Annotated in this window: 22 protein-coding genes and 1 other annotated feature; of the genes, 6 read left to right on the top strand and 16 right to left on the bottom strand. The window is 49.9% G+C overall.

What is annotated here, in order from left to right:
* Positions 1-66: 66 nt before the first annotated feature.
* Positions 67-753 (top strand): hypothetical protein, encoded by a 687-nt coding sequence (locus UF06_RS01555; protein WP_045568873.1) that lies wholly within the window; start codon positions 67-69, stop codon positions 751-753.
* A gap of 91 nt (positions 754-844) precedes the next feature.
* Positions 845-1,045, top strand: coding sequence for a DUF4250 domain-containing protein (locus tag UF06_RS01550; protein ID WP_039433256.1), 201 nt, complete (start codon positions 845-847; stop codon positions 1,043-1,045).
* Positions 1,046-1,052: 7 nt separating this feature from the next.
* On the opposite strand, the gene metR is transcribed toward UF06_RS01550, so the two are convergent.
* Positions 1,053-1,964: an HTH-type transcriptional regulator MetR gene (gene metR / locus UF06_RS01545; RefSeq protein ID WP_045568872.1), complete on the bottom strand. Its 912-nt coding sequence runs from the start codon at positions 1,962-1,964 to the stop codon at positions 1,053-1,055.
* A gap of 282 nt (positions 1,965-2,246) precedes the next feature.
* On the opposite strand from metR, the gene metE reads away from it, so the two are divergent.
* On the top strand, positions 2,247-4,535 hold the full coding sequence (metE, locus tag UF06_RS01540; protein WP_045568871.1) for a 5-methyltetrahydropteroyltriglutamate--homocysteine S-methyltransferase: 2,289 nt from the start codon (positions 2,247-2,249) through the stop codon (positions 4,533-4,535).
* A gap of 62 nt (positions 4,536-4,597) precedes the next feature.
* Here metE and UF06_RS01535 read toward each other — a convergent pair whose 3' ends face one another.
* From UF06_RS01535 to UF06_RS01475, 13 genes are all read right to left on the bottom strand, one after another.
* Positions 4,598-4,990, bottom strand: coding sequence for a GspS/AspS pilotin family protein (locus UF06_RS01535; protein WP_045568870.1), 393 nt, complete (start codon positions 4,988-4,990; stop codon positions 4,598-4,600).
* The gene (locus tag UF06_RS01530; protein ID WP_045568869.1) at positions 4,991-5,287 is read right to left on the bottom strand and encodes a YciI family protein; all 297 of its coding nucleotides are present in this window, start codon (positions 5,285-5,287) and stop codon (positions 4,991-4,993) included.
* Positions 5,288-5,398: 111 nt separating this feature from the next.
* Positions 5,399-5,791 (bottom strand): acyl-CoA thioester hydrolase YciA, encoded by a 393-nt coding sequence (gene yciA / locus UF06_RS01525; protein ID WP_045568868.1) that lies wholly within the window; start codon positions 5,789-5,791, stop codon positions 5,399-5,401.
* Positions 5,792-5,870: 79 nt separating this feature from the next.
* Positions 5,871-6,434: a septation protein A gene (locus tag UF06_RS01520; protein ID WP_045568867.1), complete on the bottom strand. Its 564-nt coding sequence runs from the start codon at positions 6,432-6,434 to the stop codon at positions 5,871-5,873.
* 149 nt (positions 6,435-6,583) lie between these two features.
* Positions 6,584-6,835: a hypothetical protein gene (locus UF06_RS01515; protein WP_045568866.1), complete on the bottom strand. Its 252-nt coding sequence runs from the start codon at positions 6,833-6,835 to the stop codon at positions 6,584-6,586.
* A 206-nt stretch (positions 6,836-7,041) separates the two neighbouring features.
* Positions 7,042-8,301 carry a dicarboxylate/amino acid:cation symporter gene (locus UF06_RS01510; protein ID WP_039433269.1) on the bottom strand — a complete coding sequence of 420 codons (1,260 nt, stop codon included), beginning with the start codon at positions 8,299-8,301 and terminating at the stop codon, positions 7,042-7,044.
* 339 nt (positions 8,302-8,640) lie between these two features.
* Positions 8,641-9,447 carry a tryptophan synthase subunit alpha gene (trpA, locus tag UF06_RS01505; protein ID WP_045568865.1) on the bottom strand — a complete coding sequence of 269 codons (807 nt, stop codon included), beginning with the start codon at positions 9,445-9,447 and terminating at the stop codon, positions 8,641-8,643.
* Positions 9,447-10,637 carry a tryptophan synthase subunit beta gene (gene trpB / locus UF06_RS01500; RefSeq protein ID WP_045568864.1) on the bottom strand — a complete coding sequence of 397 codons (1,191 nt, stop codon included), beginning with the start codon at positions 10,635-10,637 and terminating at the stop codon, positions 9,447-9,449. The genes trpA and trpB overlap by 1 nt, the downstream gene beginning before the upstream one ends.
* A 24-nt stretch (positions 10,638-10,661) precedes the next feature.
* Positions 10,662-12,080: a bifunctional indole-3-glycerol-phosphate synthase TrpC/phosphoribosylanthranilate isomerase TrpF gene (gene trpCF, locus UF06_RS01495; protein ID WP_045568863.1), complete on the bottom strand. Its 1,419-nt coding sequence runs from the start codon at positions 12,078-12,080 to the stop codon at positions 10,662-10,664.
* 12 nt (positions 12,081-12,092) lie between these two features.
* Positions 12,093-13,091 (bottom strand): anthranilate phosphoribosyltransferase, encoded by a 999-nt coding sequence (gene trpD, locus UF06_RS01490; protein ID WP_045568862.1) that lies wholly within the window; start codon positions 13,089-13,091, stop codon positions 12,093-12,095.
* A 17-nt stretch (positions 13,092-13,108) separates the two neighbouring features.
* Positions 13,109-13,687, bottom strand: coding sequence for an aminodeoxychorismate/anthranilate synthase component II (locus UF06_RS01485; RefSeq protein WP_045568861.1), 579 nt, complete (start codon positions 13,685-13,687; stop codon positions 13,109-13,111).
* A gap of 5 nt (positions 13,688-13,692) precedes the next feature.
* Complete coding sequence (locus UF06_RS01480; protein WP_045568860.1) at positions 13,693-15,255, bottom strand: anthranilate synthase component 1; 1,563 nt, start codon at positions 15,253-15,255, stop codon at positions 13,693-13,695.
* A gap of 132 nt (positions 15,256-15,387) precedes the next feature.
* Positions 15,388-15,490 (bottom strand) — a sequence feature (Trp leader region).
* Positions 15,437-15,562, bottom strand: a complete 126-nt coding sequence (locus tag UF06_RS01475) for a trp operon leader peptide (protein ID WP_039425796.1) — start codon at positions 15,560-15,562, stop codon at positions 15,437-15,439. (Overlaps the previous feature by 54 nt.)
* An 85-nt stretch (positions 15,563-15,647) precedes the next feature.
* Between UF06_RS01475 and UF06_RS01470 the strand changes: the two genes are divergently transcribed.
* The 3 genes from UF06_RS01470 to rluB all read left to right on the top strand — a co-directional run bounded on the left by UF06_RS01470 (position 15,648) and on the right by rluB (position 18,426).
* The gene (locus tag UF06_RS01470; protein WP_045568859.1) at positions 15,648-16,562 is read left to right on the top strand and encodes a PHP domain-containing protein; all 915 of its coding nucleotides are present in this window, start codon (positions 15,648-15,650) and stop codon (positions 16,560-16,562) included.
* Positions 16,559-17,179 carry an L-threonylcarbamoyladenylate synthase gene (locus UF06_RS01465; RefSeq protein WP_045568858.1) on the top strand — a complete coding sequence of 207 codons (621 nt, stop codon included), beginning with the start codon at positions 16,559-16,561 and terminating at the stop codon, positions 17,177-17,179. The genes UF06_RS01470 and UF06_RS01465 overlap by 4 nt, the downstream gene beginning before the upstream one ends.
* Before the next feature lie 290 nt (positions 17,180-17,469).
* A complete protein-coding gene (gene rluB / locus UF06_RS01460) occupies positions 17,470-18,426 on the top strand; it encodes a 23S rRNA pseudouridine(2605) synthase RluB (RefSeq protein WP_045568857.1) in 957 nt (318 codons plus the stop codon).
* A 67-nt stretch (positions 18,427-18,493) separates the two neighbouring features.
* Here the strand turns inward: rluB and UF06_RS01455 are convergent, their stop codons facing one another.
* Both UF06_RS01455 and yeiP read right to left on the bottom strand, forming a co-directional pair.
* On the bottom strand, positions 18,494-18,814 hold the full coding sequence (locus tag UF06_RS01455) for an HI1450 family dsDNA-mimic protein (RefSeq protein WP_045568856.1): 321 nt from the start codon (positions 18,812-18,814) through the stop codon (positions 18,494-18,496).
* Between the two features lie 2 nt (positions 18,815-18,816).
* Positions 18,817-19,383 (bottom strand): elongation factor P-like protein YeiP, encoded by a 567-nt coding sequence (gene yeiP / locus UF06_RS01450; RefSeq protein ID WP_045568855.1) that lies wholly within the window; start codon positions 19,381-19,383, stop codon positions 18,817-18,819.
* Between the last annotated feature and the right edge of the window lie 144 nt (positions 19,384-19,527).

Below are 19,527 nucleotides of genomic sequence, written 5' to 3'. Positions count from 1 at the left end.
ATCGATTGCCGTTATTCAGCGCTTTCGGTATCATCCGGGCTCGGTTTACAGTCAAGTTTAACGCTCATGGTCCAGTTTCTACTCTCTTCATTTGCACCCATGTTGCTTGGTGCACAGTTGGTTCTCACTCTCGTGCTGGTAAAAGGCGACATTTGCCCGGGGCAGCGTGGTCGTATTCACAAAGTGTTGCCCGCTCTGGGGCTGATGTGGATGGCGGTTTCCTCGCTGGAAATCGCGGCGTTTTTAGTGGTGTTTGCCATTTTCTACTTTTATTCCAAAGTGCAGACAGGCAAAACGCGTCAAGAAGGGCCGCTTTGGGTACTGTATCTGGCTGACGGTTTAGCCCTCTCTTTTGTTGCTTTGCAAGCAGTAAAACAGTCTCATTGGAGCGCCGCGCTAGTCACGGTTCTCCTAACGGTATTACTGGGCGCTATTTTTACTCATCTGCTGTTGGTGATTGCTCGCTCACGTTTGCAGGCTTTTCATCGCATTTTGCCTTTTAGTGGCATTATCGCGGCGATGTTGACGGCGCTGGCGCTGCTGGCCGTGGCGTCAGGGTTTGGTGCTGAGCAATTAGAGCAAGTCACACCATTAATGCTGGCCAGCCTCGTACTGATGATCGTGGGGGTGGTTATGTGGTGTTGGCATATTTTCTCTGGCAAAGCCGCGCACAAGATTCAATTAGCCATTGCGTGGTTGATGCTGTTGGCATCGGCAAGTTGCATGCACATGCTGTTTAGTCTCCCTGCCTGATAGCGCGACAACATTTAGATCTTCTTCACTTTTTATCTACGGATTTGTGGCTACGCTTACTACTTGAGGTACTCAAAAAAGGAGCGTAGCCATGGATTTGAGCAATGTAGAGCGCTTAGACAGTATTATTCTGCTGGGGATCGTCAATGAAAAGTTGCGCCTAGAATGTGACAGTTTTGACGATCTGGTGAGCACGTATGAAATGGACGTTGAACAGGTGATCGGCAAGTTAGATGTGCTTGGTTATCAATACGATCCACTGACCAATCAGTTTAAATCATACTCACGCTGAGCATTTTTTAAGCCATCTTGATACCATCAAGGTGGCTTTTGCATTGCTGGCGTGCGGTGGCAAAAAACGCTTGCAGATAGCGCTTCTCTTTGTCGCTATTGCGCGTTGCGGCAAACAGGCGGCGCCACAAGCCCTTGCCCAGCGGGATGCTGGTAATGAGCCCTTGCCGGGAAAATTCGCTAATCGCCCAGTTTGGCAGCGCAGCCACTCCCAGACCCGCCGACACCATCTGCACCAACATCAATGTGTTATCCGCTTGCTTCCATTTCGCTGGCTCTACTCCAGCGGGAGCCAGAAAGTGTTTGACCACATCTAAGCGCTGCTTTTGGACCGGGTAAGTCAGCATGGTTTGATCAGCCAGATCGCTTGGTTCTAAGCGTGTTTTATTCGCCAATGGGTGACTGGTGGCGGTGATAAGTCGCATCTCAAAATCAAACAGAGGCTCATAATGGACTTCACCGCGCGGTTGAATGTCTGAAGTGATCACCAAATCCAATTCGCCCGCCATCAGCGCAGGTAAAGGTTCAAAACCAAAACCCGATGAGAAATCGAGAGTCACGCTCGGCCAAGTGAGTTGATACTCTTTCAGAGCGGGCATGAGCCATTGAAAACAGGAGTGGCACTCGATCGCCATATGTAAACGGCCATTCACATCCTCTTTTAAGCTAGCGAGCTCGTTTTCCGCTCGGGCAAGCTTGGGCAAAACCTCGTCGGCGACGCGTAGCAAAATTTCCCCTTCCGAGGTGAATTTCACCGGGCGTGTTTTACGCAAAAATAACTGCCCGCCGATCCTTGCCTCAAGATCTTTGATCTGATGGGAGAGAGCGGACTGAGTGAGGTGCAGCGCCGTTGCCGTCGCAGTGAGTGAGCCAGTATCGCGTAGCGATGTCAGGGTTTTTAGGTGTTTCAACTCGATCATGAATCCCTCTCATCTTCCTTGCTGTATGCATGAGTCTTTGTAACTTACCTGGATTTTTTGGAGCTGTAAACATCTAGACGTCTATTTGTTTTGTGCTGACGTTTGAGCGCATCATGAATTTTTTTAATAAACAAGTTGAATATTTGACGCTTGTTCCATGGTGGGATTGGCGAGATAGTTTAGCCATCTGGACATCCTGATGGGATGCAAAGCAAATTGTCGAACAAATATAAACTGTCCATCAAATACTAATAGACCAAGCATAGAAAAAGGAATAAGACCATGACGACCACAACGCACATCCTCGGCTACCCGCGTATCGGTGAAAAACGAGAACTCAAGTTTGCACAAGAAAAGTACTGGCGTGGAGAGATTGACCAAACCGAGTTGAAGAAAGTCGGCGCTCATTTACGCCAGCAGAACTGGCAAGTGCAAAAAGAGGCAGGGTTGAGCTACGCCACGGCGGGTGATTTTGCTTGGTATGACCATGTGCTGACCACCACGCTGCTGCTTGGTCATGTGCCGAAACGCCATCGTCATGGCTTTCCTGATCTCGATACCTTGTTTCGTGTTGGCCGCGGTCAGTCCCAGTCTGATTGCGGCTGTCATGGCGCAGCAGCATCGGACATGACCAAATGGTTTAATACTAACTATCACTATATCGTTCCGGAATTTAGCCGCGATGATACCTTTGAGGTGAGCTGGCCACAGCTGTTTGAAGAGGTCAGTGAAGCGGTTCAAGCGGGGCATAACGTTAAACCAGCGCTGCTTGGCCCTCTAAGCTACCTCTATTTGGGTAAAGAAGTGGAAGAAGGCTTTGACCGCCTGACGCTGCTTCCCCGTCTGCTCAGTGCTTATCAGGCGATTTTGGCCAAGCTGGCAAAACAAGGGGTGACATGGGTACAAATTGACGAGCCGATTCTGGCACTTGAGCTGGAAAAGCCGTGGCTAGATGCCTTCAAGTTGGCCTATCAAGTGATCCGTGGTGAGGTCAAAGTACTGCTGACGACTTATTTCGATGCCGTGACCGATTGCTTAGAGCGTGTTGTGGAACTTGACGTGGACGGTTTACATATCGACCTTGCAGCGGCACCAGAGCAACTGGATGAGGTGCTTGCGGTATTGCCTCCGCATTGGGTGCTGTCTGTCGGAGTGGTGAATGGCCGCAACGTGTGGCGCTCGGATCTTGCGGCGCAATATCAACGCTTGTTACCTGTGAAGGCACTGCTTGGTGAACGTTTGTGGGTCGCGAGTTCCTGTTCACTGCTGCACAGCCCGGTAGATTTAGATCTTGAATCAGCCCTTAGCGAAGAAGTACACAGCTGGTTTGCGTTTGCCAAGCAGAAAGTGTCGGAAGTGGTGCTGCTTGGCCGAGCCTTGGACGGGAACGAGGACGCGATTGCGCAATGTGCGGTGTATAGCCAACCGATTCAAGCGCGCAAGTCAGCAAGTCATGTTCATAAGCCGCAGGTACAAGCCCGTGTGAATGCGATTTCGCCCGCGTTTGCTAAGCGCAGTGCCCCTTATGTGCAGCGATCCGCGCATCAGGCAGAAGTGCTGAAACTGCCGCTGTTACCAACCACCACGATCGGTTCCTTCCCACAAACGGCAGAGATCCGGGTTCAGCGCAGTGCCTACCGCGCAGGCCAGTTGTCGCAGGCCGAGTACACCCAAGCGCTGAAAGAGCACATTGCCGACGCCGTGAAACGACAGGAAGCGTTGGATCTGGACGTGTTGGTGCATGGTGAAGCAGAACGCAACGACATGGTGGAATACTTTGCTGAAAACCTGGCAGGCTTTCAAACCACTCAGTTTGGCTGGGTACAAAGCTACGGCTCGCGCTGCGTGAAACCGGCCATCGTGGTCGCGGACATCGAACGTGAGCAACCCATTACGGTGGAGTGGTCCAAGTACGCGCAATCACTGACTTCAAAACAGATGAAAGGCATGTTGACGGGCCCAGTGACGATTCTGTGCTGGACCTTCCCACGTGAAGACATCAGCCGCAAAGCGATCGCCCAGCAACTGGCTTTGGCGCTTCGTGATGAGGTGTCGGATCTGCAAGATGCAGGCATCAACATCATTCAAATTGATGAGCCAGCGATTCGCGAAGGGTTGCCATTGAAGAAACGCGATCATCAGGCGTATCTAGATTGGGCGGTCGAAGCGTTTCGCATTGCAGCGGCCAGTGCCAAGCCAGAAACGCAGATTCATACCCACATGTGCTACAGCGAGTTCAACGAAATTATTGAATCGGTCGCAGCACTGGATGCTGATGTCATCACCATTGAAACCTCGCGTTCAAATATGGAACTGCTTAAAGCGTTTGAAGAGTTCAACTATCCCAATGAAATTGGCCCGGGTGTGTATGACATTCACTCACCGAACATTCCGACAGAGGAGTGGATTGTGGATTTGATTCAAAAAGCGGCGCAGAAAATTCCGGTCAAGCGTTTGTGGGTGAACCCAGATTGCGGTTTGAAAACGCGCAACTGGCCTGAGACCGAAGCGGCATTGGCGAATCTCGTTGCGGCGGCAAAAACATTACGCAAGTCGCTGACAGAAGCATAGAGCTAAAAAGAGCAGGGGATTGATTCAGTCAATCCCCTGTGAGTTTCACCTGGCGTGAGAAGCTACTTTGCCGCGCAGGTTTGCGCATTGACTAATTGGTCGGCGACCAATTGACCCCGAGAGTTGCGGATCTTGATGCGATACATCAGGCCCAAATCTAATTGGCTGCGAATTTCGTCGTTGCTACAGTAGCTATGGATGCTATTCGCCAGTACCTGCTCGGTTGGTTTGGCGCCCTGCGCATCGCTGTTGTAAATCATCATCATCTCAATCACGCTTTTGTTGGCTGAAATGCGCATGATTTTTAACGGACCATGTTCCAGTGGTAACCCTGCCGAGAGCATACCAGCACGATTGGAAGCCATCAGTTCCAATTGACGCTCTCTGTCGTCATTTGAAGAGCAGCCTGCTAACGCAGAGAAAGCGAGAGCAGCGCAGATAATTTGCTTAAACATTTAGAAGACTTTTTTGAATGGTTTGACTATGACTTTAGCATAAACGCCAGCTTCGATGTACGGATCAGCATCTGCCCAAGATTGTGCTTCTTGCAGTGAAGCAAATTCAGCGATGACGGTCGAGCCAGTAAATCCTGCTTCACCCGGGTTCTCAGAATCAATGGCTGGCATTGGACCTGCCGTAAGCAAGCGTCCTTCATTTTGAAGCTGTTGCAAACGAGCAAGATGTTGAGGGCGAACGCTCGAGCGCTTTTCTAATGAATTGTCTACATCCTGAGAAAAAATAACGTACCACATGGTTGATTCCTTCCGTATTTCAAGGTGAATTTGCGCTTAATCTACCGCAGTTTGCTTGGTCCAGACAGAGAAATTCGACGTTTTGTGAAACGGTGCGACAATTCTACCTTCTTAACGTACGGGTCGCGGTTTGCCTTCGCCGTCAATTGCGACGTAGTTGAAGGTGGCATTACACACCATGAAGCGATCTTCCACACCGTGGGCGCGGATAGGTTTGACCCACAATTCGAGATCAATCGACATTGAAGTGCGACCAATTTTGGTGCACTCGCCATAGCAGCACACCACGTCTCCTACTTTGACTGGCTTTTTGAAGATGATATCGGAGACCGATACAGTAACGATTCGCCCAGAAGAGATCTCTTTGGCGAGAATGCCACCCGCAAGATCGAGTTGTGACATGATCCAGCCACCAAAAATATCACCGTTGGCATTGGTATCAGCCGGCATTGCAAGGGTTCTTAGCAGTAGTTGACCCTTTGGAGAGTTGTATTCCTGACTCATTTTGACATCCGCAACAAACAAAACAGCGACCAAGTGGGTCGCTGTAAGAATAAGTGGCGATTATAGCAAATAATCTGGATTATTCATCGCTTGTGATGTCCGATGACTGGTTTTTATCCTCTTTTGGCATCTGCTTGTAGATGTATATACCAGTCAAAACCGTGAATCCCAATGTGGCGGCCAGCAGACCAAACACTTTAAAGTTCACCCAAGCATCCAGTGGTAGCTCGTAAGCAACGTAAACGTTGAGGCCGGCACAGAAGGAGAAGAAGGCAACCCATGCCCAGTTGATGTTGCTCCACACGCGATCCGGTAGCGTGAGTTCTTTGCCGAGCATGCCTTTGATCGCCGATTTACCCATAGCGTGGCTAACCGCTAAGCCAATGGCAAACACAACGTAAACAATCGTCACTTTCCATTTTATGAAGTTGTCGTCGTGCAAAAAGATGGTCATGCCGCCAAAGACGGCCACCATAAGAAAAGTGATCAACTGCATCTTTTCTACTTTCTTGTATAGCACGTAAGTAACAACCACTTGCACCGCAGTTGCGGCAATCAGAGCCCCAGTCGCGGTATAGATGTCGTACATCTTATAAAGAGCAAAAAAGATAATCAGTGGAATAAAATCAAGAATTTGCTTCATGAGGCAAAGAATTTCCTATTTATTGAATTGTCCACAGTCTATCTAAAACTGACCCAATGTGAAGAGGTCGAGACAAATGGATACAAAATTGGTTAGGCAAACAGCGTATCGGCGGCTTGCGAGTATCAAAGGGAATGTGCTGTGGTCGCTTAGTTGTAGTAAGCCCCCGATTGATATTCGCTGATGACTTGTTTCATATCGGCTAAGTAGCCTTCACTACGCAAGTTATCGACGGTGTCACGCAGCTCTTCATCGGTCATGGCAAAACAGGTGGATTTGCCCGTGGTAAGGTTGAGGTAGTGGTGGTATTCATCCTCGCTGAAGTGGCCGAAGCGGTCTAAAAGCAGAGCTTTAAAACCATGATGAATCAAACCGTAGTAAGTGCGTCTGTGTAAGCTCATGACAAAAATCCTCATGTTCGCTTCAAGAGGTCAAAATGTAAAACCATTGACACTTCTCTGAGTGAGAAATTTCTTGCAATAGTAGTGCCATGAATGAAACACACTGATCCATAAAGAGATGCAGGGGAAAAACAAAAAGGAGTGACAAAAATATCACTCCTTTTCTCTGCATATTTGCAATTTGAGATCGTTTTGCGGTGCGCGAATTACGCTTCTTGCTTCTGCATTTCCGCTTCGCTGGCTTCTTCTTCGATCAGCGCATCAACGATAACGGCACAGGCAGCATCGCCAGTAATGTTAAGTGCGGTGCGGATCATATCGAAGATACGGTCAAGAGCGAACAAAAGTGGCAGACCTTCGATTGGAATGCCAGCCGCCAGCAAAACTGCCACGACAAGGAAAGATGGACCAGGAACGCCCGCTTGACCAACTGCGCCTAGGGTCGCAGTAATGATGATCGCAATGTATGCGCCCATGCCAAGATCGATGTTAAACAGCTGTGCAAAGAAGATAGCGACCAAACCGTAGTAAATCGCATTACCAGACATGTTGATAGTTGCACCCAGCGGCAAAACGAATGAGGCGGTTGAGTTACGCACGCCAAGTTCTTTTTCTACTGTGTCCATGGTGACAGGCAGTGTTGCCATGGAAGATGCGGTAGACAGTGCCACGGCTTGCGGCTTTTTCATCGCTAGAATGAACTTCTTCGCCGAGGTTTTGGTGAACAGTTGGATCATCAGTGGGTAGGCGACGAAGCCGAAGATCAGGATAGCAGCAACGTAGACCACGAACAGTTTGAACACCACCATAAGTGCGCCAAAGCCGAATGTGCCGACCGCTTCCGCCATCAGACCAAACACGCCGATAGGAGCAATGATCATCACTTTGTTGATCATCCACACCATAGCGTCAACGATGCAGTTTACGCCGTTGATGATAGGCTCACGTTTTGCTTGAGGCTGCTTAGCGATTGCAATGCCAAAGAACATGCAAAAGACAAGGATCTGTAGAATGTTGGCTTCGTTCAGTGATTGGAAAACGTTGGTTGGGATCATACCTGTAACGGTTGCCCAGAAAGTAGGGAGTTCACCTTTAGAAGCGTATTCGGCTGAGAACATGCTCTCGATGCCTGAAACGTCGATACCCGCGCCTGGTTGGAAAACTTCGCCCATCACTAACGCCAGCGCAACGGCAAGTGCAGAAGTGATACCAAAGTAGCTTAAGGTCACCAAGCCCACTTTTCCTGCGGACTGGCTGTTACCAAGACCAGCGGCGCCAGAAATCAGAGCAACCGCCACTAGAGGGATAACCAGCATCTTGATCAAGTTGATAAAAATAGCACCCAATGGAGCAAAAGCTGACGCGCTGTCACCCATGAAGGCACCAACGGCAGTACCTGCAATCATGGCGATGACAACTTGTACGCCAATGTTGTTTAGCAAACTCTTTTCTTTTAACACTTCCATAACCTCTGTGCTAACAAAATTTAAAATTCCAGTGTTACCATCTGAACAAAAACTGTTCTTTGGATAAATATTTCGAGAAGCTTTTTACACGTTAATTTCACATTTATCAAGATGAGTCATTTTTAAATGTTGCGTTTAACGACAACTTTATTGATTAGTGACAACTTTTTGACCAATAGCAAACGTTTGCTATTGGCTGTTTCTATAAAACGGCGGGATTTTATTGAGGATTTACTGTTTATTGCGCAATGGGAGTGGCGGTGGTGAATGTTAACAAAAAGATCGATTCCCTACTGAAAATAAGAAATCGATCCCATAGAGGTCGGCGTGTCTAACACGTCATTTTTGCGTTGCAGATTTCATTGTTGAAACAAAATTGCTGAGGTTATTTAACATTTTGTCGGGGTTTGACACGTCAGCCTCAATGATTTTGACCACAGCCGAGCCGGAAATCGCCCCCGCTGCGCCAGCATCAATCGCTTGTTTGACTTGCGCGGGCTCAGAAATGCCGAATCCGAGTAGGGCTGGTGGCGCGTTGAACTGGGTGAGTTTCGCCAGCATATCATCAACAGGCATATTTGCTTTGGTTTCCGCACCGGTAACACCTGCACGTGAGAGCAAGTAGGTATAACCGCCGCCCAATTTCGCAACCTCTTTAAGCGTCTCATCACTGGCCGTTGGTGGTGCGATGAAAATCGGATGCACACCAAATTTTTTCGCGGCGGCGACGAACTCGGCGCTTTCGTTGGTGGGAACATCGGCGATCAGCACAGAATCAATTCCCGCCTTGGCACAGCGTTGATAGAAATCTTCAATCCCTCGCGAGTACACCAGATTGGCGTACATCAGCAGCCCAATCGGCAACTGCGGATACTGGGCGCGGATTTGGCCAATCAGTTCGAAGCAGATGTCCGGCGTCGCGCCCGAGTCCAATGCACGGATATTCGCCCCTTGAATGGTTGGGCCGTCGGCCAATGGGTCGGAAAAAGGAATGCCGAGTTCCAAAGCGTCAGCACCTGCTTCGACCAAGGCCTGCATGATGCGCAGTGACTGCTCAGGATTGGGATCGCAAACCGTTACGAACGGAACAAATGCGCCTTGTTGTTTCTCTGCCAGACGCTCGAACATGGCTTGATAACGGTCCATCAGATTGCTCCTTTTTCTTCTAAAATAGCATGTACAGTAAAGATGTCTTTATCGCCGCGACCCGACAGGTTCACTACCAGCAGTTGCTCCTTGTCAGGATTGTTGCGTGCCATTTTCAGGGCATGAGCGAGTGCATGCGAAGATTCGAGTGCGGGAATGATCCCTTCGCTGCGAGCCAACTCTTGGAACGCATCGAGTGCTTCATCGTCGGTAATGCTGTCGTACTCCGCGCGGCCAATGGCATTGAGATGCGCATGCTGAGGGCCGACAGAAGGGAAATCTAGGCCGGCAGAAACAGAGTAAGACTCCTCCACTTGGCCGTTTTCGTCTTGCATGAGTGGTGCTTTCATGCCAAAGAAGATCCCGGTTTTGCCGTGTTTGAGCGGCGCGCCGTGTTGGTCAGTATCAATCCCTTTGCCCGCAGGCTCAACACCAATCAAACGTACCGACTCTTCTTCGATAAAATCAGCAAACATGCCGATGGCGTTGGAGCCGCCGCCCACACAGGCAATCACCGCATCAGGCAAGCGACCTTCCCGCGCTAGGATCTGGTTTTTGGTCTCTTCGCCAATCATACGCTGAAACTCACGCACTATGGTTGGAAATGGGTGAGGGCCCGCTGCTGTGCCGAGAAGGTAATGCGCGGTTTCATAGCTGCCGGACCAGTCGCGTAGCGCCTCGTTACAGGCGTCTTTTAATGTGGCGGATCCAGAGTGCACTGGAATGACTTTGGCTCCCATCAATTTCATTCGAAACACGTTCGGGCTTTGGCGCTCCACATCTTTTGCACCCATGTAAACGCGGCATTTCAGGCCAAGCAGTGCACAAGCTAATGCCGTTGCCACACCGTGTTGCCCTGCGCCAGTTTCTGCGATGATTTCGTGTTTGCCCATGCGCTTGGCAAGCAGCGCTTGGCCGAGCACTTGGTTGGTTTTGTGCGCGCCGCCATGCAGTAGATCTTCGCGCTTGAGATAGAGTTTGGTCTTGGTGCCTTTGGTAAGGTTACGCGTTAAGGTAAGCGCGGTCGGGCGGCCCGCATACTCTTGCAGCAAGCCCATAAACTCACTGCGAAACGCGTCATCTTCTTGCGCATCAATGAAAGCCTGTTCAAGCTGCTCCAAAGCTGGGACCAGAATTTGCGGAACGTACTGACCGCCGTATTCGCCAAAGTAGGCATTCAGTTTTGCCATGGTGTTCATCCTTCTCGTCAATTTTTAGTAGTTGCGGATCGCAGCAAACGCTTGTTGCAACTTCTGTGTATCTTTTTTACCCGGTGCGCTTTCGACACCGGAGTTGAAATCCAATCCTAGGCAACCGAGTGAAGCCGCTTGCTTTGCATTATCTGCGTTCAAGCCACCCGCGAGCATCACCTTGCTCGGGTCGCCAATCAAAGTCCAGTCAAACGCTTGGCCTGTGCCACCGCTTTGGTTGCCGACTTGGGCATCGAAAAGATGTCTGTCGATATGTTGGGTGAGGCGCTGTGGAGTGTGTTCGGTCACGCCGTAGGCTTTCCAAATCGCGATATGTTCGGCGAGCAGGCTACGCAACTGCGTCACATAGTGTTGATCTTCTTCGCCATGCAGCTGCACTGCGGCAAGGCCGAGTGAGCTGGCGGTTTGCGCCACAAATTCAAGCGATTGATTTTGGAAAACGCCGACGTAACGTAGTGGCGCGCCACTCATGACCAAGCGTGCGCTGTCGATATCCACCACACGTTTTGATTGCTCAGCGAAAATCAGCCCGCCAAAAACAGCCCCCGCATGGTACGCTTTGGCTGCGTCGTCTGGCTGAGTCAGCCCGCACACTTTATTCTCACCTAACGTCACTTTGCGCACCGCCAGTTCAAGATTTTCCTCGGCCATTAGAGAGCTGCCAATTAAGAAACCATCGGCAAACTGAGCCAGATCGCGCACTTGCTGGTGGGTGTAGATCCCCGATTCAGAGATGACAACCGCATTGGGCGCCAGTTTGCGCAGGGTAGGTGCGAGTAATTTGGTGCGATTCAGATCAGTGGTCAAATCACGCAGGTTACGGTTGTTGATGCCTATGACTTTTGCCCCTAAGTTGACCGCGCGGGCTAACTCTTCCTCATTGCTGATTTCGGTCAGCACGCCCATATTGAGTTGGTGGGCAACGTTTGCCAGCGTTTGGTACTGCTCATCATCCAAAACGGACAACATCAGCAAAATTGCATCCGCTTGGTAGTGTCTTGCCAGCATGACCTGATATGGGTCGAGCATAAAATCTTTACACAGTACGGGCTGTTTCACTTGCTTGCGTACTTGCGGCAGGAAGTCAAAACTCCCTTGGAAATATTTCTCATCGGTTAGGACGGAAATGGCGTCTGCATGTCGGTTATACACCGAGGCGATGTAATCCAAATCAAACTCTTGACGAATAAGCCCTTTCGATGGAGATGCTTTTTTGCACTCAGTGATGAACACTGTTTTGCCGGTGGACAGTGCTTGATAAAAGCTGCGATCGGAAGGGATGAGATCCGCTTCGAAGGTATTTAAAGGTTGCTGCTGTTTACGTAAAGCAACCCATTGATATTTATCGCGTACAATCTTTGCCAGCACTTCGGCCATTTGCGCTTCTTGCACCGATACGTGCTCGGACAGTTTTTCGCTCATCTCTTTTTCCTTTCAGGCGTGTGCCGCGAGTTGTTCAACCAGTTGGTAGGCTTTTCCTGAGTTCATCACTTCAATCGCTTGCTGAGTGTTAGCTTTGAGATCTTCATGACCAAACAGACGCATCAGCAGTGCGACGTTAACCGCGACAGCACCAAGTTGCGCTTCGCTCCCTTTGCCTGTCAAGAGGTGCGTAATGATGGCGCGGTTTTCTTGCGGATCGCCGCCCTTAATCGCCTCTAGTGGGTGTGTTTGCAAGCCAAAATCGGCGGGCGTGAGGGTGTATTCATGGATTTTGCCATCTTTGATTTCCGCAACCGTGGTTTCGCCGTGGATCGCCACTTCATCCAGCCCGCTGCCATGTACCACCGCCGCGCGCTTCATGCCCATTTTCAACATGGTTTGTGCAATCGGCTTGACCAGCTCTTGGCTGTACACGCCCATCAGTTCGATGTTGGGCCGCGCCGGATTAATCAGTGGGCCGAGGATATTGAAAATCGTACGGGTTTTCATGGTTTGGCGCACAGGCATCGCATGGCGGACACCGCTGTGATACTGCGGCGCGAACAAAAAGGCGACGCCAATCTCATCCATCGCTCGGCGGGTATCTTCGGCGCTCATCGCCAAATTGATGCCAAAGGAGTCAAGCAGATCGGAAGATCCCGATTTGCTCGACACACTGCGATTGCCGTGTTTGGCAATTTTCAGCCCGCACGCCGCCGCCACAAATGCCGCTGTGGTGGAGATGTTGATGGTGTTGTGCCCATCGCCACCGGTACCGACGATATCAGCAAAGTCGTAATCTGGACGAGGGAAAGGGTTAGCGTTGGCCAATAAGGCTTTGGCGGCGCCAGCGATCTCATCTGGCGTTTCGCCTTTGATTTTCAATGCGGTGAGCGCTGATGCCATCAAAATCGGGTCCAACTCACCGCGAATGATAGTATCAAACAGCTGCTGACTCTCTTGCTCACTCAGCGACTGCTGCTGATAAAGTTTGTTGATGATAGTTTGCATAATGTCTCTCCCTGTCCTTACGCTAGCGCCCAGTCAATGGCATTGGCGAGCAGTGTCGCGCCGTAAGTGGTCATGATCGATTCTGGGTGAAATTGAAAGCCGCACACCTTGTCTTGCTCATTCACTACCGACATGACCAAGCCGTCCACTTCCGCAGTGACGGTTAAGCTCTCGGGCACTTGTGTGGCGACTAAAGAGTGGTAGCGAGCAATCGCGAGAGGCGAAGGCAAAGTAGAATAAATCGCGTGACCTTGGTGCGCCATCATCGACACTTTGCCGTGAATGATCTCACCCGCACCAGCAACGGTACCGCCATACGCCTCTACGATGGCCTGATGACCAAGACAGATGCCAATCACCGGCACTTTGCCTTTCACGCGTTGAATCAGCTCCGGCATCGAGCCCGCTTCTGACGGAGCGCCCGGGCCCGGTGAGAGAAGTACCACAGGTTGTTCGAGCTTGGCGATGGCTTGCTCAATCACCTTCGCAGGGATGTGGTTGCGGTAAATGGTTACCTTATGGCCAAGTGAGCGGAATTGATCCACTAGGTTGTAGGTGAACGAATCGAAGTTGTCGATAAATACGATGTCAGCCATGTCCGTTACTCCTTATGTGCTTTCTGGATGGCAGAAATAACGGCCTGCGCCTTGCCGCGCGTCTCATCGGCTTCGGCTTGTGGGTCGGAGTCAAATACCACACCCGCGCCCGCTTGCACTTGAGCGATGCCATTTTCGACGTAAGCTGAGCGGATCACGATGCAGGTGTCCAAGGTGCCTTCACCCGTTAGGTAACCGACCGCACCGCCGTAACTGCCACGACGAGCGCCTTCAACATCGCGGATAAGCTGCATCGCGCGAATTTTTGGCGCGCCAGTCAGAGTACCCATATTCATGCAAGCTTGGTAGGCGTGCAGCGCATCCAGATCTGCGCGAAGTTGTCCTACTACACGTGAGACCAAATGCATTACATGGCTGTAGCGGTCGACTTTGAGCAAATCGGCAACATGGCGAGTGCCCGCTTGCGAGATTCGTGCGACGTCATTGCGCGCAAGATCCACCAGCATCATATGCTCGGCGTTCTCTTTTTTATCGGAGCGCAATTCCAGCTCGATACGGCTGTCGAGATCAAAATCAACCTCACCATTTGCTCGTTTGCCGCGACGGCGGGTCCCCGCAATCGGATAGATTTCCACTTGGTTGGTGTCTGTTTCGTATTTCAGCGCGCTTTCTGGTGACGCGCCAAATAAGGTAAACAGCTCATCTTGCATGTAGAACATGTAAGGGCTTGGATTGCTCAGCTTCAACTCTTTATACGCCGCCAGCGGTGAAGGGCAGGGAAGAGTAAAGCGGCGTGATGGCACCACTTGGAAGATGTCGCCTTTGACCACGTACTGTTTGAGATCGCGGACGATTTGGCAAAAAGCCTCATCGCTGACACTCGGAGTGGCATCCACTTGCGAAAGTTTCACCGCTTGAGGCAGAGTTTTTGGGGCGGCGCAGAGTGTACTGATTTGTTCAATGCGTGTTTCGAGTACGGATTTTTGCTCTGTGTTGGCAAAGAGTGTTGCTTGCAGATGACAGCTTTCCGTTTGGTGATCGACCACCAGCAGTGTCTCTGCGACATAAAAAACGTAGTCTGGGCATCTGTTCGTGGCGCAGGCGTTACCCAAAGGTTCAAAACTGGCCACCAGATCATAAGCAAACAGACCGCCCATAAACAGCACATGTTTGTCATGACTACTTAAATCAAAGCTGTGCTGAATTAAACGCAGCGCGTCAAAGCTAGATGCTTCGCGCAGACGGGAATCTTCGTCTAAGGTATTGTCGGAGTCGCTGAAGGTTAACGTCAGTGTTTGTCCGTCGAATTGGTGCTTGATCTCAGGTTGGATATTACGCAGTAAATGCGCTAGCAGATGACGACCGTTATCCGTGAGCGCGTTGCAGGTCACCGTTTGCCCGTAGCAGACAATACGCAAGGCGGAATCGACAATTAGCAGGCTCTTGAGATCCCGCTTCGAATCAATCTCGGCGGATTCGAGCAACAAGCTGTCCGTCTTGCTTTCGCATAAGGTGTGGAACAGACGGGTTGGGTCTTGTGTGTATGGGACCGATGCCGTAATCACATCTAACTTGCCCAAGGTTTTGATCTTAATGGCCTTGTTCACAAGACCTCCTTATTATTTCAAATCTGTTCTAGCTTCCTGTTGTACATACTCGCACAAAGCAAACGTTCACCCAACGCACAATTTCGTCAATCTGGTGGATATTTAATCGGTTGAACGTGAGTTATACAACAAAACAAAAAGCCCGCTGTTTAGGCGGGCTTCGTATCATGAGTGTCCTCAATTAAAAGTACACGTTTGCCCACCAAGAACTTGTCCAGATGCGCCACCAAGCCAACTCAGCTGCATTCGATTTCTCGTCATGCAGAGCAAGTTTCGCTTTTTGCTTTTGGTTAAGTTCTTGTAACATAGTCGGCCTTACAGTCAGGTACTTTGTATTTGTGTACTAGTTAACTAGTGCAAGGGTAAAAAGTCAACCCCCAAGAAGCAAATATATGAGAATAGATTTACACAGCCATACCACCGCCTCTGATGGCAGGCTCACGCCAGCGCAGTTGATTGATCGCGCAATCAGCTTTGAGCTGGATGTTTTAGCTGTTACCGATCATGATACCGTGGAAGCGCTGGAGGAGATTCACCGTTATGTGGCGCAGAATCAATTGCCGCTCTCCATCATTAACGGCATCGAAATTTCGACTGTGTGGCAAAACAAAGATATCCATATTGTTGGTTTGAATATCGATCCTCAAAATGCTCAACTAAGCCAACTGATCGCTCAGCAACAGGCGTATCGAGTCGCTCGCTCTGAAATGATCGCGCAGCGCCTTGCTAAAGCAACGCGAGAAGGAGTGCTTGAAGAGGTCAGAGCGATTGCCGATGGTGCGCCAGTGACTCGCGCCCATTTTGCCAAATGGTTGGTGGATAACGGTTTTGCAAAAAATATGCAGCAGGTGTTTAAAAAATACCTGACGCGCAACAATCCCGGTTACGTGCCGCCGAATTGGTGTTCAATGGCTGATGCCGTCGGCGCGATCCATGCCGCGGGGGGCTTGGCCGTGCTGGCTCATCCGGGGCGTTATGATCTGACGGCCAAGTGGCTAAAACGGTTGTTGCAAGCGTTTGTCGAGGCCGGTGGCGATGCCATGGAGGTTGCCCAGCCACAACAATCGCAACAAGAAAGACGCACGTTGGCGGATTATGCTATACAATACAAACTATTAGCTTCCCAAGGCAGTGATTTTCACTATCCCTCCCCGTGGATGGAATTGGGAAGAAACCTCTGGTTGCCCTCCGGCGTAGAACCAGTTTGGAAAGATTGGGGTTTAGAGTCCGCTCCTTTGGAGCAAGCACAAACATCCACACTCCAGTCTTATAGAGCCGAGAGGCTCGATAATGAGGAATTACAATGAGCCAGTTTTTTTACGTTCATCCAGAAAACCCCCAGGCTCGCTTGATCAATCAAGCCGTAGCAATCATTCGTAATGGTGGTGTGGTGGTTTACCCGACCGATTCCGGTTATGCACTTGGTTGTCAACTGGAAAACAAACAAGCACTAGAGCGAATTTGTCAGATCCGCCGACTGGATGAAAAACACAACTTCACCCTGTTATGCCGTGATTTGTCGGAGTTGTCGCTGTACGCTCGTGTTGATAACACCGCATTTCGTTTGCTAAAGAACAACACGCCGGGCGCGTACACTTTTATCTTCAAAGGAACAAAAGAAGTGCCTCGTCGTTTGATGAACGCCAAGCGTAAAACCATCGGCATTCGTGTGCCAGATAACCGCATTGCACTCGATCTTTTGGAAGCGATGGGTGAGCCGTTGATGTCAACTTCCTTGATTTTGCCGGGTAATAACTATACCGAGTCGGACCCCGATGAGATCCGTGACAAACTCGAGCATGCGGTGGATGTGATTCTCAACGGTGGTTATCTGGGCGAGCAGCCAACCACGGTGATTGACTTTAGCGAAGGTGAGGCGGTTATTGCTCGTCTTGGCGCGGGTGACCCAGCCCCATTTGAGTAAGCCGACACGAGAAAAATCTGTTTAAGATAAAGGAGCCAAGTGCTCCTTTTTTATTAATATTCATCAAGTTGTTATTATAAAGTTAACTGTCACCATCGACAGTGCTACTGGGTGATTTTTAGCGAGAATTTTTCCATGATTCGCCCGATGACGAAGTGCGGAGAGCTTACATTGCGGATTTATTTCCCGTATAATTGCCGCCCCCGATTCCGAGCTTCGGGTAGATAACTAAGTCTGGTCTATGCTTGGTAAGACTACGACGTCTGAGAAGACGACACATAGGTAGATAAATGAACGAAAAATTACAGAAAGTTTTAGCGCGAGCCGGTCACGGTTCACGTCGCGAATTGGAAGCATTAATCAAATCAGGACGTGTAAGTGTAAACGGTGTTGTTGCGAAACTGGGTGAGCGACTGGAAGACGAAAATGCGGTTGTGCGCATCGATGGTCATGTTGTGTCGGTTAAGGCACAAGAGGAAGTGATCTGTCGAGTGCTGGCGTATTACAAGCCGGAAGGTGAACTCTGTACCCGCCACGACCCAGAAGGTCGTCGTACTGTATTTGATCGTCTACCTAAGATCCGAGGTTCACGTTGGATTTCTGTTGGTCGATTGGACGCGAACACATCCGGTCTGCTGTTGTTCACCACCGACGGTGAACTGGCAAACCGTTTGATGCACCCAAGCCGTCAAGTTGAGCGTGAATACCTAGTTCGAGTGTTTGGTGAAGTGAACGAGCACAAAGTACGCAACTTAGTTAATGGTGTACAACTAGAAGATGGCCTCGCTCGCTTTGAAGACGTTGTCTATACGGGCGGTGAGGGGATGAACCACACCTTCTATGTGGTGATTAACGAAGGTCGTAATCGTGAAGTTCGTCGTTTGTGGGAATCACAAGATTGTACGGTAAGCCGTCTGAAACGCGTGCGCTACGGTGACATCTATCTGGATAAGAAATTGCCTCGCGGTGGTTGGATGGAGCTGGAACTGAAAGACGTCAACTACCTGCGCGAACTGGTTGAACTGCGCCCAGAAAAAGAGACGATGATTGAACTGAACAGCTCATCGCGTAAACGTGACCGTGCCCGCAGCCAAAAAATCCGTCGTGCGGTGAAGCGTCATGAAGAGCGAGTGAGTACGCCAAAAGGTCGCAGCAATAATCCGTCACGTCGCAAGCCCGCGACTAACAAAACAAGTACTGCAAACACGCCAAACGCACGTCCATCTCGCAGCAATACTCAGCGCTAAGTGCTTAAAAGTGATAGCAAAATAGATAGTAAAAAGGCTTGCCAGTGGCAAGCCTTTTTTATCGCGGTTAATCGCGTTTCCACCGAATGTGGCAGAATTTCTGATCGGGATCTCGGCTAATCAGCATTCTGGCGAACACATCGTCCAAGACATCGTTCTCTTCGTTGACTAAACCGATAAGCACTTCTGCGTAGATTTCGTCATCGACATCAAAGCCAACGTGGGAAGGCCAATCGCTCGCGACATCAACCAGCTCAGCCGCACCACGATCATCGAATTGCGCGGTGAACAAGATCACGTCAGCAGGCTCCAAGTTATCTGCAGCCATCTCTAGAAAGATATCGTACGCGGCATCAATCGCATCGTCGTAAGAAATCAGATCCGTCATGCTTACGCTCGGCTCATGTATTTGCGTTCTGCGGTGTTGATGATCACACGATCACCCGTCGCAATGTACTCTGGCACCTGTACAATAAGGCCAGTACTAAGACGAGCAGGTTTGGTACGAGCAGAGGCAGAAGCGCCCTTGATCGATGGGTCGGTCTCTTCAATAACCAACTCAACAGAAGAAGGCAGCTCTATGCCTACCGCGTCGCCGTTGACGAGGATTACGTGGATGCCTTGAGTTTCTTCGTTGATGAACAGCAGATCGTCTTCAATGTCAGCGTGTTTGAACACATACTGAGAGTAGTCGACGTTGTCCATGAAGATGTAGTCATCGCCATCGATGTAAGAGAAAGAAACCGCGTGTTTGTTCATTTCAACGGTTTCTACCACGTCGTCTGACTTGTAACGCTCTTCTACGCGAGCACCAGTTGTTAGGTCTGTACAACGCATTTTATAGATTTTTGAACCGCCACGGCCACCAGGGGTTGTCACTTCAATATCTTTAACTAGAAGAGTCTTACCGTTAGATTCGATTGCAAAACCTTTCTTAATTTCACTTGCCTTTGGCATATCTGTTCCTATTGCGTTTTTTAAGAGTTACTCAAAATCGCTGAATTATATACTCAACTCCTGCTAACTTGCGAGTACCAAGAAAAATTACTTCATCACACGGTTTTCGCTCTTAATCGCGCTTAGCTTTGGCGACGTTGTATT

The organism is Vibrio sp. S234-5 (genome assembly GCF_000960595.1).
In the GTDB taxonomy this organism is placed as follows: Bacteria; Pseudomonadota; Gammaproteobacteria; order Enterobacterales; family Vibrionaceae; genus Vibrio.
The sequence above is the reverse complement of the archived record's forward strand: the minus strand, read 5'-3'. Positions and strand labels throughout refer to the sequence as shown.